At 62.5% G+C, this 12,247-nt stretch carries 12 protein-coding genes; 3 read left to right on the forward strand and 9 right to left on the reverse strand.

Annotated elements, in window-relative coordinates:
* Positions 1 to 5 precede the first annotated feature (5 nt).
* Complete coding sequence (locus EV671_RS01760; RefSeq protein WP_243655534.1) at positions 6 to 971, reverse strand: acetoacetate decarboxylase (ADC); 966 nt, start codon at positions 969 to 971, stop codon at positions 6 to 8.
* Between the two features lie 81 nt (positions 972 to 1,052).
* On the opposite strand from EV671_RS01760, the gene EV671_RS01765 reads away from it, so the two are divergent.
* Positions 1,053 to 1,481: a MerR family transcriptional regulator gene (locus tag EV671_RS01765; protein WP_132569393.1), complete on the forward strand. Its 429-nt coding sequence runs from the start codon at positions 1,053 to 1,055 to the stop codon at positions 1,479 to 1,481.
* Between the two features lie 338 nt (positions 1,482 to 1,819).
* Here EV671_RS01765 and EV671_RS01770 read toward each other — a convergent pair whose 3' ends face one another.
* The 3 genes from EV671_RS01770 to EV671_RS01780 are packed head-to-tail and all read right to left on the reverse strand — an operon-like array spanning position 1,820 to position 3,662.
* Positions 1,820 to 2,659, reverse strand: a complete 840-nt coding sequence (locus EV671_RS01770; RefSeq protein ID WP_132569395.1) for an ImmA/IrrE family metallo-endopeptidase — start codon at positions 2,657 to 2,659, stop codon at positions 1,820 to 1,822.
* Positions 2,656 to 3,051: a hypothetical protein gene (locus EV671_RS01775; RefSeq protein ID WP_132569397.1), complete on the reverse strand. Its 396-nt coding sequence runs from the start codon at positions 3,049 to 3,051 to the stop codon at positions 2,656 to 2,658. The genes EV671_RS01770 and EV671_RS01775 overlap by 4 nt, the downstream gene beginning before the upstream one ends.
* The gene (locus tag EV671_RS01780; RefSeq protein ID WP_132569399.1) at positions 3,048 to 3,662 is read right to left on the reverse strand and encodes an RNA polymerase sigma factor; all 615 of its coding nucleotides are present in this window, start codon (positions 3,660 to 3,662) and stop codon (positions 3,048 to 3,050) included. The genes EV671_RS01775 and EV671_RS01780 overlap by 4 nt, the downstream gene beginning before the upstream one ends.
* Positions 3,663 to 3,827: 165 nt before the next feature.
* Between EV671_RS01780 and EV671_RS01785 the strand changes: the two genes are divergently transcribed.
* Complete coding sequence (locus tag EV671_RS01785) at positions 3,828 to 5,381, forward strand: nucleotidyltransferase (protein ID WP_132569401.1); 1,554 nt, start codon at positions 3,828 to 3,830, stop codon at positions 5,379 to 5,381.
* Between the two features lie 8 nt (positions 5,382 to 5,389).
* A complete protein-coding gene (locus EV671_RS01790; protein ID WP_132569402.1) occupies positions 5,390 to 6,985 on the forward strand; it encodes an SAVED domain-containing protein in 1,596 nt (531 codons plus the stop codon).
* Between the two features lie 117 nt (positions 6,986 to 7,102).
* Here EV671_RS01790 and EV671_RS01795 read toward each other — a convergent pair whose 3' ends face one another.
* The 5 genes from EV671_RS01795 to EV671_RS01815 all read right to left on the reverse strand — a co-directional run.
* Positions 7,103 to 7,381 carry a hypothetical protein gene (locus EV671_RS01795; RefSeq protein WP_132569404.1) on the reverse strand — a complete coding sequence of 93 codons (279 nt, stop codon included), beginning with the start codon at positions 7,379 to 7,381 and terminating at the stop codon, positions 7,103 to 7,105.
* Between the two features lie 634 nt (positions 7,382 to 8,015).
* On the reverse strand, positions 8,016 to 8,873 hold the full coding sequence (locus EV671_RS27940; RefSeq protein ID WP_132569406.1) for a TniQ family protein: 858 nt from the start codon (positions 8,871 to 8,873) through the stop codon (positions 8,016 to 8,018).
* A complete protein-coding gene (locus EV671_RS27945) occupies positions 8,870 to 9,829 on the reverse strand; it encodes a TniQ family protein (RefSeq protein WP_132569408.1) in 960 nt (319 codons plus the stop codon). Before EV671_RS27945 ends, EV671_RS27940 begins: the two co-directional genes overlap by 4 nt.
* The gene (locus tag EV671_RS01810; protein ID WP_132569410.1) at positions 9,816 to 10,763 is read right to left on the reverse strand and encodes a TniB family NTP-binding protein; all 948 of its coding nucleotides are present in this window, start codon (positions 10,761 to 10,763) and stop codon (positions 9,816 to 9,818) included. The genes EV671_RS27945 and EV671_RS01810 overlap by 14 nt, the downstream gene beginning before the upstream one ends.
* A gap of 93 nt (positions 10,764 to 10,856) precedes the next feature.
* A partial coding sequence (locus tag EV671_RS01815) for a Mu transposase C-terminal domain-containing protein (RefSeq protein ID WP_207911069.1) occupies positions 10,857 to 12,247 on the reverse strand: 1,391 nt, incomplete at its 5' end.

Below are 12,247 nucleotides of genomic sequence, written 5' to 3' on the forward strand. Positions count from 1 at the left end.
TCGCCTTACAAAGGCTTGGGCGCGTACAGCGCGCTCTGGAAATCGGGCACGTACTCGTACTTCAGGAGTTTGCCCAGCTTCAGCGCCTTGATATAGGTCGAGAGGCTGCCGTCAGTCAGCGTGAGCTGCACGTCATCCGCGCTGCTGCTGCTCGCGTGGCGGAGTTGACGGGAGACTGCGAAGCCCGTCGTCAGCTCGCCTTTCTGGTCGACATTGGTGAAGCTGTTCTTGACCATGACCTCCTTGCTGGACAGGTCGTCGAGCTTGCGGGTCTCCACCGTCACGTCAACCTGCTTGGTCTTGGCGTCGTAGATTTCGACCACGACGGCCTTGTCCGTCTCCTTGTAGTCGATGTCGGTCAGCCATTTCGGCAGGTTGTAGCCCACCACGCCGCGCACCCGAGCCAGTTCCGTGTTCACCGGCAGCTTGAGCACGTAGCCCCAGAAGTCGCCGTTCAGGGACTGACTGAGCAGCGTGAACGGACCGAAGCTGGATGAACCCGGCTTGTTGGTGACGATGGACAGGCCGATCTCGTTGTAGCTGTCGTTGTCGCAGTAGCGGTAGGTGTAGGCAGTCAATGCAATGAGCCCGCGGCCCGGCCAGACCTGAAGCGGCTGCACCTGTTCCAGCACCTTGGCCGGCATCAGCGCCTTGAGCCGGTCCAGGTCCGCCGTGTAGATGGCCGTCACGCGGCTGGTCTTGTAATAGAAGTTGGGTGAGTAGGACTCGAAGCCGATGTCCACGCGCTCCTTCTTGAGCTGCTTGAACCAGCTCAAGTCGACGTCGGGAGCTTCGGCCGCAATGACGCTCAGTGGCGGGTTTGACCGGTATCGGTCATACAGCCCTCCCTTCACGACTGGCACCGGCTGGCCGGCGACGTCGATGGTCGTGGTTTGGGGCTGCGCCCACACGGCGCCGGCGCTGAGGCTGAGGACGGCGCCGACGGTGGCGGCAATCGTTCGGACATTCATGGCTTCACTCAGAGACGTTGACGATGTCGAAACTCTAAGGTTAAAGTTAAGTTCAATGTCAAGCGGTGATTTGGAGCTCGGATGAAGATCGGCGAACTGGCGCGGCGCACCGGCCTGGCCGCATCGCGCATCCGCTTCTATGAGAAAAGCGGCCTGCTCAGCACGGTCGAACGGCGCGAGAACGGCTACCGGCAGTACGGTCCGGAAGCGCTGTGGATGCTGGAAATCATCGCCAGCGCCCAAAGCGCGGGCTTCTCACTCGATGAGATTCGGAGCCTGCTGCCGGACTCCAAAGCTACCTGGCAGCACGATGCTCTTCTGGAGAGCCTGCAGCGCAAAGTCGCCGAAATCGAGCTGCTGCAACAGCGGCTTGCGCAGAACAAGGCGCGCCTGCTCGTGGCCATTGACACCATGAAGAACCGTCCCGAAGACATGGCCTGCGCCGACCGCCCCCAATGGGTGCTGGACCAACTACGCGCCGCAGGCGCAGACGGCGCTCAACGCGACTGAGCCAGCGTCCTCATCGCCTGCTGCGTCGCAGCGCCATCGCAATGGCCAGATCAACAATCCGCGCCGGCCTGAAGTTCGCTGTTTGACATCCACCAACTCTGAGGTCTCGTCTTCCATCAGCCGCAACGGCTGCGAAGCCGTCCGTCCGAGCGAGGGGCTTGGCCCGCCGGTCCGGGCGGAGGCTTGACTCCCAAGACGGTTGCTGAGCAGGCGCCCGCGATGACAGCGACGGCGTTCAGACCCTCGGCGATGCCGGGGGTTTTCTTTTGCTGCCGCTCTGCCATCCACCCCTTTGAGGACCCGGGACGCTTGGCGCTCCTGCTACGCCCCTGGGCAGCTCATCGCCTGCCTCGAGGTGCCAGGTACGACCCGTGCTCGTTGTACTTCCTGTTCCCAACGGTCGGGTCAAAGCCTGCCGAAAGCATCTTCGAATCCGCCAGATAGAGCAGCACCAGTACTTCGTCCCCTCGCAGTCGAACGCACTGCTCAAAAACCTCATACCTGTCAGCGTCCGAGTTGGTGAACCAAGCATCGGCAGACTGCTTCCCCAGGATGCGGCACTCCTTGCCCTCATAGAGCAGGTCGTAGGCGAAACTGTCTTCGTCGACGGTGTCCTTGAGATACCACCGACGGGGGACATGCTTGGCAGCTGCTTGCCAGCGCAGCCCAGCCTTGGAGTAGCAAGCAATGATGACGGGCAGCGTGTCAACGCCCACCAGGCGCAAGGCCGTGGCGGTCAAGCTGGTCTCAAACCGCTGTGCAACGTCACTCAGCTGCTTGAAGTTTGGGCGATCCACGCCGCGAAGGGCCTCGTGGAACAGGCTTGCTGGCATCAGCAGATGGGAAGCAAACGTGTCGGCTTCCTTCTCAAGCGCGGTCGACGAGGAAAAGTTGTCTTCAACGGCATCTACCCGGCACCGGAACGAACGGCCGCGGTGCAGTGTCCAATGGCCAAGCTCGTGCGCCACCGAAAAGCGCTCCCGACCACGATAGCTGGAAGGGTTGATCGTGGCGATAGCTCGATCTCCCACACCGACAAGCGTCGCTTCGCAGCCGCTGAGCTGCTCGTAGACCACTTCGACGCCGGCATCAAAGGCAATCGCTTCGACGTCCAGTTCCTCTACGCTGCTGATACCCAGACTTTCGATGACAGCTTCGGCGTGCTCACCGGGAGTCATGCCTCGTCGTCCTTGCCAGCTTGCTCAAGTCTTTTCATCTGCCAGTAAAGCCTCAGCACCTCCTCCGGTGGCATCTCGCCGAGCTTTCTGGCAGCCAACGTAAATCGAGGGTCGTTCTGAGCCTGAGCGATGAACCGCTTCGCTTCGTCGAGTGACACCGCTCCCGCCTGATGTGACGATGCATCTAACAGCGCACGGTTGGCTTCAACCCCGGCCCGAGCAGCGGCCATCCGACGCTTGCCAGCTGCAGTCCTGGCTGACTTCAGAAGTGCCTGCGCCCGGCTCTCGGTAGCGGCCACATCTACCCCCTCGAGCACCTGGTCATCAGGCATTGCAATCAGCTCTGCGGCCAATGCGTCCACAAAGTTGTCAAAGTTCGAGGGCTTGTTCATTTCGTTCTCCGGTCGGGGTCCACGGTCTTCAAACGGCGCTCCAGCCGTTTGCGGGCAGCCTCGTACTTCTTCTTGTCCCAATCGAGAGCCTTGGCCGCTTCATCGCCGCGCAGGCCGTCGGCCCAGGCCATCACCAGCATCTCCAGATCCTCGTCACCGGCCACCGCAGCGTAGACGGCGACCAGTTGCTCCTTGCCGGACAGCGAGTCTTCCGGCGTGATGGTCACCTTGCCCTGCGCCTGGCGCCGGACATCGGTCTCATCTGTTGGCTGGCCATCCGCCAGCGCAACGGTCTCATCCACCGGGCTCAGCTCAGCGCGCTTACGCGCGTCGCTCGCGATGCTGCGCATGGCGTTCTTCACGACAACCACCGGATGCACGTCGGCTGGCCAGACACGCCGACCTTCCATGAAGCGGGTCAGCGCCTCCTGCAGCAGGTCGTCACCGGTCAGTTCTGAAACGCCGCCGCACAGCACGCCGGCGATGGTTTCCAGGCGGCTCCAGTCCGCTGCAGATGCCGCCAACGCCCGGATCGCTGCATCGACCTGCGCAAGGGTCAGGCGGGCGCCGGTCACAGGCGGGTCGTCGTGCTCATCGAATTCTTGGGACATGTAGGGGCTTCCTCCTTTAAAGACGCCTGGCAGCTTGCCTGCGGACGCCCTGCCTAAATTTTTTTCAAAGGTGCGTCCGCGGCGCCAGTTTGGGGCGTCTTAGTCAGTGTGGCACCCGGGTTTCATCCGATGCTGCAGCTGTGTAAGACCTCGAAAGCCCGACCGATGAGCACCAACCTCCTGACCCCGGCATCCATCACCCTCGCCTCCTCTGCCTACCTGGAGCGCCTGGCGCAGGAACTCGACGTTCCGCCTTCCCGGTACGAAGAAGCCAGGCGCCGATTCAAATCTGTCGGTGAGTGGCTCTGCCGCGAGGAGTCGACGCTGAAGGACCTGGAGCCGGACGTCTACGTGCAGGGCTCGTTCAAGCTGGGCATCCCTATCCGGCCGGTGAACGAGGACGAGCACTACGACGTCGACCTGGTCTGCGAGTTGAAGGCCGCCACCAAAGCCATGTCCCAGCAGCGCCTGAAGGAGTTGCTCGGCCATGAGATGAAGCTGTACGCGAAGGCCCACGGCATGAAGCAGGTCGGGGAAAGCCGACGCTGCTGGACGCTGGACTACGCGGACGGCGCCCAGTTCCACCTAGACGCCCTCCCCGCCATCCCGGATGCCGAGGGCCAACGTCGCGTCTTGGCATCGCGCGGCTTGACGAACACCTGGTCGGACACCGCCATCGCGATCACCGACAACGAGCACCCACGCTACCGTGAGGTGAGCGACGCCTGGCCCCACAGCAACCCGCGCGGGTACACCGAGTGGTTCCGCAGCCGGATGCGCACTGTCTTCGAGGCGCGCCGCAACGCCATGGCGCTGGAAGCGCGTGCTTCCGTGGAGGACATCCCTTCGTACCGGGTGAAGACGCCCCTGCAGCAGGGCATCCAGGTCCTAAAGCGCCACCGCGACCTGATGTTCGCCGACGACCCGACTGACAAACCCATCTCCGTCATCCTGACCACGCTGTCGGCGCTGGCCTATCAAAGCGAGCCGACGGTTGCCCAGGCGCTGCAGGGAATCTTGGCGCGGATGGACTCGTTCATCCAGTACGACGCGCAAGGCTTTCCGGTCATCCTGAACCCCACCGACCCGGCCGAAAACTTCGCAGACCGCTGGCGCCAGTATCCCAAGCGCCGCGAAGCGTTTTTCACCTGGCTTCATCGCGCTCGCGCTGACCTCAAGGAGCTGACCTCGCAATGGGAGCCCAAGGTCTTGATGGAGACCGCAGAGCGCTTCTCTGGGCGTCGCACCGCGGTGCTGGCCAGCGTTCCCGCCACGCAGGGCAAGCGCACCTTGCTCTCCCTGGTTCCGCGCGCGGCCGCACTCTTGAGCGCCCCGCACCGCCAAGCACCTACCTGGCCCGCCGTCCGCATGGGACACGTGCGCATCGACAAGGCGACCTGGCAGAGCAATGGATTCTCCCGCCCCATGCGCTTCTACAGCGACTCCCAGCCGTTGCGCAAAAACCTTGACCTGAAGTTCGAGGCTCACACGGACATTCCCGCGCCCTATGACGTCTATTGGCAGGTGGTCAATTCGGGGCTGGAAGCCACGCAGGCTCGATCGCTGCGGGGCGGCTTCAACAAGGGCACAGTGGGTGTCGGCTCGCTGGTCTACCGAGACGCCACGGCGTACACGGGCACGCACACCCTGGAGTGCTTCATCGTCAAGAACGGGCTCTTGGTCGCCCGCAGCGGTGTCTTTGTCGTCAACATTGCCTGAGATTAGCCATGCCAGCTGCTGAAGCATCGAGCGTCGTTCCCGCCAGCGACAACGCCCTCGCGCAGGTCTTGCGCGACTTGGCTGCGTCCGGCGCAAAGGTCATGGTGGTGACCAACGCGTACACCGCCCGCATCGCGGCTGACGATGGTACGGGCGCGTGGAAGGAGGTTGCCCGAGGAGACTTTGGCCTCAAGAGCGGCGCGGCCGCCCAGCCCATCGCTGATGCCGCCAATCTGGCTTGGTGTGAAGTCCCCGGCGCGTTGGCAGCTATGGACCTTGCGACAGCGGTGGGCAGCCCGGTTGACGCCATCTTCGTCGATGCCTGGCTCACAGCTGCAGACGCGCTCACCGGCTCTGACGGCCGCGGCGCTTCTCCGGCCAAAGACGATCTCAACCACCTCGGCTACCTCGCCGGCTGGCGATGCCAGTTCTCCGGCTGCGGCAAGGATCTGCGACGTGAGAGCCTGAGCGGCACGCCGGGCAACTTCTCGTACTTCGCCCACATCATTGCTTCTTCCGCCAAGGGGCCGCGCGGCGATGCTTTGCTGTCAGGCCAGCGGTCGAGCGACATCGACAACATCATGCTGATGTGCGACGAGTGCCATCGCCGCATCGACCGTGTGGACCCGGATCGCTTCACCGTGGACGTGCTGAACAAGATGCGCCAGGACAGCATCAATGAGGTTCGGCGATTGCTCAACACGCTGCAGTATCCGGAAGTACTTCCGCTGGTCGTCATGGGCAACATCACGGCGCAGTCGCCGCGGTTCAACCAGCGCGACGCCGAAGAGGCCATGTGGACAAGGCAGCTGCGAATGGCATCCGGCGGTCCAGAGCGCCACCTTTCCAACGAGGGCCGCCTGCATGACCCGCATAGCCCGACCTATTGGGGAACCGCGTTCAACAGCTTGGCGGAGGATCTCCCGATGCTTCGCAAGCGCCTCAACGGCACGTTGAAGGACGATGGCACGCGAATGCCGGTTGCAGTCTTCCCGCTGCACGGCACGTCCTTCCTGACGCTGGCCGGGCGCGTCGTCGGCGAGGGCACCAAGGTCACGGTCTTCCAGTTCAATCGAGATCGGCCTGCCGGTCTGCCGGGTGGACCTTGGGCGTTCGACGAAAACACGCCTGCTCCCGCGCCGGGCAAGTACACCGCAACCGAGCTCGCACCGCACGCCGGCGGCAACGAAGCGTGCCTCATCGTCTCCCTGACATTTGGCTTGGCGCCGGAGCGACTTCCGCCGTCGCTCTACGCCGATGGCGCATTCAAGGTGGGTGCCATGCATGTCACGACCGCCAGCGCCGACGACCTCAAGCACAGCGTGTTCTCGCATACCAGCGACATCGACCTGTTCGCTCTGGCGGTCGAGGACGCCATCCGCACGCTTCAAGACAAGTGGCGCGTTTCGACGATCCACCTGTTCATCGGCGCCCCGGCTAGCGCGTGCTTCAAGGTCGGCCAGAAGCTGCAAGCGCGCAACCACGCCACGGTCATCTGCTACGAGAGCAAGCCCGGAGCAAACGGCTCATTCCTACCAACTATTGCCATCGCCAACACCACGGCAACGGAGTTGCAGACCCATCAATCGATATCGCTGGTCTGAGCAGCACGATTGGCCCCGCCGAAGACCAAGGTCCCGCCTGACAAGGCTAGACGTTCGATTTTTGGAGCTCGGCCTAAAGGCTAAAACCGGTACGGATACGTTGGCGCAGACCAACTATCACGCACCAAGATGCCTATCACCATCATCCAAGACCTCGAAGTAGATACAGCCTTCCCGCGGCTCAGCGAGCTCCACAGCCTCATCTGCTAGAGAGCCCGGAACCTGGAAAGCGACGCCGCCATAGCGGTGGTCGTGCCTACCGACGCGCTCCCTGACCAGCTCGGCGTCGACAGCGAGATGCTCATCATCAGCCTTCCGGATGACGTGGAGGCTTTCCTCCCCGAACTCGCAGTGGCGGAGCTGGACGTCTGAAACACCGTCAGCGCTGATCTGCAAACTTGCACGTCCATGCTGATGCTGCAGTCCCACTAACTGGCAGTGGAGTTGAATGTCCGCTCGCTAAAACCCGGCTTTCCGCGCATTGGCAACTCCGGCTGGTCTTACCTCGGCGTCGCCGCAGGAAACTGGCTCGTCATCGCGCAGCACTGCATGGGCCGAGAATGGCTGGAGAGCCATCACGCCGGCGCCCAGGGCCCCAGCGAGCGCCTTTACTACTAAACCTATGCGGAGCAGACGGGCCGGCCGGTCTGACTGGCAGCAACCGCTGCGGAGCGACCGCTCGTGTGGTGATATCGGTTTCAGGCTGCCCCCGCGAGCCGCCATGCTCGTAAACACTGGATGACGCGCTCGTCGTGCTGAACTGGGTGTCCGCGACCACCGGAATACGCACAAGTGAAGGGCACTCTGAGAGGAAGCTGCCGTTTGCCGTAGCAGCGGGTGCAGCCTAATATCGACACATGGACGGCAGCCTACTCAGCAATCCAGGTTTTTGGATCTCGCTTTCCATGGTCGCCTTGGCCTGGATCTTCGGAACAATGCTGAAGCGAGCGGGGGCGAGACGCCGTAGCGCCCGCAGACGGCGTTGACCGTTGCGGGCAGCCACTTCGCACAAGTTGGTGGGAAGCGTTACTCACCATCTCTCGAGGCTAACTGCCGACCCCCACGGCGTCTTCAGTTCCTCCCGGGTACGCAGCCGAACGGCATCCCGCCATACCTGCTCAAGCGATCGATCATTCCGAAGCCGACGCTCCACTCGGGACCATTGTTGTGGGTACGGCAGCCACTCTTCGTACGCGCGACGACAAAGCGCTGCAGTCCCCACACCTTGGGCACGATAGCGCGCTCTTCCGGCACACAGTGAAGCCAGCAGCGCTCGCCCATTTAAGAGCCAGCAAGCTTCAAGTTCTGTCAGAGCGCTGGAAGTCACTGGGTTGATAAAGCACGGCTTCGCCGCCGCCAGATTTGCACTGCAATGGAGACATCGGCTTTGAGACGCATAGCCTGCCCGGCCAGCTTTCGACAAAGCCATGTCTTGCGGGTAGCAAACCGGCGCCTTGCATTGCCAGCAGACACTCTCCATCAGACAGTTGTGTACCGGGCAATAGCGCCAATCGATAAAGCGCCAATGGATGTCCAAGTGCGCTGTCGAACGACCTCGCAAGCATGCCGGGCAGTAACGGGAAGCTGGTACCCCGGCAATGGTGGTCGCCAAGCTCCAGACAGGCATGCGCGCCTTCGCGAAGCCAGCCATCACCGTCCCAGCAATTGCAAAGGCGGTTGGGGGCAAGCTGCAGCGACGCCGCAGTTCCGCTAGCGCCTTGCCGTACATCATGTGATCTACATCGAGGCACCCTTCAATATCAAGGAACCTTAAAAGCTCTTTCATCGAGCAACCCTGCGCCAACGCAAGCCGTGCAAGCCAGCTGCTGGGCGCCTCGGCCTCGAATGGCCTTGGTACGCCGTACCTGAGAACGTCTGCCGCGCTCATGTCAGAAACAACGGCAGTTGGCCCTTCGGACGCGCCCCCGCCCTCGTTCGACCGGGGTCCACGCCGCTTCTCAGCGCGAGCAACAGCCACCAGGCAAGCGTATGGTCCTCTGGTGCCGCAAAGTCATTGGCGAGCTGCGACAAAGCAACTTGGTTCACTATTGAGCCGAACTGCTGAAGTGAACCGGGGTCAGCTTCGATGGTCCGAAAGCGCGCAACGCCCCGTGCAATCACTGCCCCTAGCGCCGGCGGCGTGCTCGCGCTGGCCAGTGCAGATCGCACCGATGCGTTTGCCGATGCATGGACGCCCAAAGCCTCCACGATCCTGAAGGCGCCATCGACGCTGAGGTGAGTGAGGGCCTGCGGAAGAAGGTGACGCGCTGGACCGGCAGAAGTCCGGCACACAGCTTCTTCCAACCAAGTCAGCCAGGCGCAAACCTCCGGCTCCAGTGGAGGCACATCGCGAACGGCGCGAAACGGAAAGCCACAACGACATATGTCGACATCGGGCCGGTCCCAGGCGATGGCCTGATTGCAGCGCGGACAACGCCAGATCAGGCTGTATCCATGCCAAGGGCAACCGACGCCGGCTCGCAAGAGCCAGGTCAGCCGTAGGCGTCCGGTCTCCCGGACGCAATGAGGGCACAGCTTCGCGTACAACCGGTTGGACGCGCTTTGGCGCCGGAGCCGATGCCCCGCCAGGCGCACCCAACCAGCGTTCCCGTCTCGGGTCACAAACCGACTCCTAAGCAAGTCCGCGTCGACGTTGAGCGCCCATGCGATCCGTCGCACTTCATACGGGTCCACTGGTCGATGCCGCTGAAGGCCAAGCCAGCGCACGCCCCAATCGAATGGAACGCCGTTGGCACGGAGTGCCCGAACAACGAAGCCGAGCCCTGACTCGGCCTCGCCTAGCTCAAGCGGGATGGGCAGCTGACGAGGCTCATTCGCTGCCATATGGATTCGACGTGGTTTGGCCGGGTCCGGCCGTGCGCTCGAAAGCGAGGCGCAGATGCGCGACGGTCACTGCGGCTGCCTTGTCGTCCACCGCGATCAGAACAGCCTCGGTGATCAAGCGAACGAAGGTCCGTCGCCCACCCTTGGTTGCAGCGTGGGTAGCGGCGCACACCTTGGGCTCAGTCAGCACGGCGAGGGACACCGCCGAAACGGCGCGAGCGAATTCCGCCAAGAATCCGGCCCAGGTGTTGCCATCTTCGAAATGCTTCAGTAGCAGTGTTCCGGACAAGCGATCAGCCAGGCCAGGGTCAAGCTGATCCAGTGATTGCAGGCGCTGGTCGGCAAGCAGCACGATGCCCACACCAACGGTGTCGGCCAGCTCTCGCAGGAGGTTTGCGGCCGTGGTGTCGCGATCCTCTGCAGCTCGCTTGCCGCGATGAGCGAGCGACTGCGCTTCGTCGATGAAAAGGATGCGCGTTCCTTTGTGTTCAAGCCCTTCGCAAACGACCTCGCGCATCGGCGCGACGCGATCTTTCAGGACATTGGTGAAAGGGTGGTGCAGGCCTTTGAGGATCTGGGAAACGATGAACCCGGCCGACGCGCCCGGACGCATGCGCATATAGATCGCGCCGAAGCCTTCCACCACGCCGTCGGCTGGCGGCAGCGACTTCATGAAGTACTTCGCGACGGTGCTCTTAGATGAACCCGGCGGCCCTGACACGAGGACACCCTGAGGGAGATCGAGCTTTCGCGAGAGCTGGTAGATGCGATCAAAGGTTGCCAGCACGCTTTTGAGCTGCGGAAAGATCACGTACTTCCGCGTCACCTCTGATGCCGCTGTGATGGCCGCAACGGAGTACATGGCCATGCGACGGGCTTGGATCTTGCGCTCCTCGTCGTCCCAGTCGGTCGGATCGATGATGTCGTAGCTCATGCAACGTCTCCGCTTACGGAAGCCGGGAAGGACGGATGAACCGCTGCGATGGCACGCTGATGTTGGGGCTTGGTAGATTGAGTCTTCATAGATTCAGAAATTGACGGTTTCGAATTCCTCGGCGCCCGCTGGCGCGTAGGTCGACACTTGTTCATTGCTCACCGGCTCGGGAGGTGGCGGGGGCGCTGGCGTCTCGGAGTCGCCAGCGAACACCTTTGCTGAAGTAGCCCCGGAGAACCGCGCTGCGAGCTTGCGATCGGCCTGGGTCTTCCAAGCCACAGCCTCCATCCAGTGGTCGTGCAGACGAAGCCTCGCCCTTTCGAGGTATTCGTAGGAGCCGTTCTTCTTCAACTCCTGGCGGGCGAACTTGCGGATGAGCAAGTGCTGGTTCCAGCTCAGGTCCTTGGCGTAATCCGTCCAGCGGCATGGACTCGATACCCAGTGCTTGTCCACCGGGTCTTGAACCCACAGTCGAGACATGTCATCGGGATCCCACTTCACCCAGGTCTTGAAGCGCTTGCCGTACCGCTCGCGCATCGGCAGCAGTTCCCCCGCGCCATAGGGCAGTCCATGCAGCTCGACACCGCCCTGGTCGACCGTCTTCGGCTTCGACAGCGCCGAGGCCAGGCGAATGCGTTCCATGTCATGCGGAAAACAAGCCGCTGGCGTGCGCTCCAGACCTTCCAGGAACAGGTCATAGGGTTTGGCAAGCTTGCGCTCGTTGACCTTGAATGGATGGACGTCGACGGCGAACTGCACGAGGCCACGCACGAACTGAGAGAACATGACCGAGGCGTCCTTGGTCGGGTCGATGTTCAAGACGTTGGCCACGCGCTTGTGAATGCGACCTTTGGTCAACGTGATCGTGTCCAGCGTGGCGAAGAAGCGCTCCACATGCGGCTTGAGCCATGGCGTCCGCACGCGGCAATACGTGAAGTCGCTGCCTAGCTCCCAGCCGATGCGCTGGAAAACCGGAGAGTGGAATTCCAAGCCGTTGTCCAGGATCGTCCTGTCAGGAATGCCCTCTGCAAGCCACCGGTGCTCCAGCTTGATGCCGGCGACCATGTCCGCCTTCGGCGAGATAGCGCAACGCATGGCGCCGCTGACGCTACTCAAGCCTGGCCCGTAGAAGCTGACATAGAGACCGAGGAGGTAGTTGCTGTACGCGTCGATCACGACGGTCAGCATCGGCCGCCCCAGCGGCAGACCGGTCCGATCGCATATAACTACCCAATTCAGCGGCGTATGGTCCACCTCGACGGCGTCGAGCGGGTACGCGGCCGTAGTCCCATCCATCGTCGTCCGGCATTCCATACGCGCCCGCGCCGGTCCCTGCCTTGCCTCGATCACGCGATAGGCATCCATGCTCTGGACGCGCCGGGTCAACGTTGTTACGTCCCGCGTAGATTTCGGCTCGCGATCCCAAGCTATTCGAGGTTGAGTCAAGGCTGCTGTCTCGCGAAGAATTGGACGGGACTCGCACC

The sequence above is a fragment of the Roseateles saccharophilus genome, from assembly GCF_004342485.1.
GTDB classification, from domain to species: domain Bacteria; phylum Pseudomonadota; class Gammaproteobacteria; order Burkholderiales; family Burkholderiaceae_C; genus Pelomonas; species Pelomonas saccharophila.

Bases quoted from the DNA above. Each gene is read 5' to 3' on its own strand.
- EV671_RS01760 (WP_243655534.1), bottom strand. From the start codon at position 971: ATGAATGTCCGAACGATTGCCGCCACCGTCGGCGCCGTCCTCAGCCTC.
- EV671_RS01765 (WP_132569393.1), top strand. From the start codon at position 1,053: ATGAAGATCGGCGAACTGGCGCGGCGCACCGGCCTGGCCGCATCGCGC.
- EV671_RS01770 (WP_132569395.1), bottom strand. From the start codon at position 2,659: ATGACTCCCGGTGAGCACGCCGAAGCTGTCATCGAAAGTCTGGGTATC.
- EV671_RS01775 (WP_132569397.1), bottom strand. From the start codon at position 3,051: ATGAACAAGCCCTCGAACTTTGACAACTTTGTGGACGCATTGGCCGCA.
- EV671_RS01780 (WP_132569399.1), bottom strand. From the start codon at position 3,662: ATGTCCCAAGAATTCGATGAGCACGACGACCCGCCTGTGACCGGCGCC.
- EV671_RS01785 (WP_132569401.1), top strand. From the start codon at position 3,828: ATGAGCACCAACCTCCTGACCCCGGCATCCATCACCCTCGCCTCCTCT.
- EV671_RS01790 (WP_132569402.1), top strand. From the start codon at position 5,390: ATGCCAGCTGCTGAAGCATCGAGCGTCGTTCCCGCCAGCGACAACGCC.
- EV671_RS27940 (WP_132569406.1), bottom strand. From the start codon at position 8,873: ATGAGCGCGGCAGACGTTCTCAGGTACGGCGTACCAAGGCCATTCGAG.
- EV671_RS27945 (WP_132569408.1), bottom strand. From the start codon at position 9,829: ATGGCAGCGAATGAGCCTCGTCAGCTGCCCATCCCGCTTGAGCTAGGC.
- EV671_RS01810 (WP_132569410.1), bottom strand. From the start codon at position 10,763: ATGAGCTACGACATCATCGATCCGACCGACTGGGACGACGAGGAGCGC.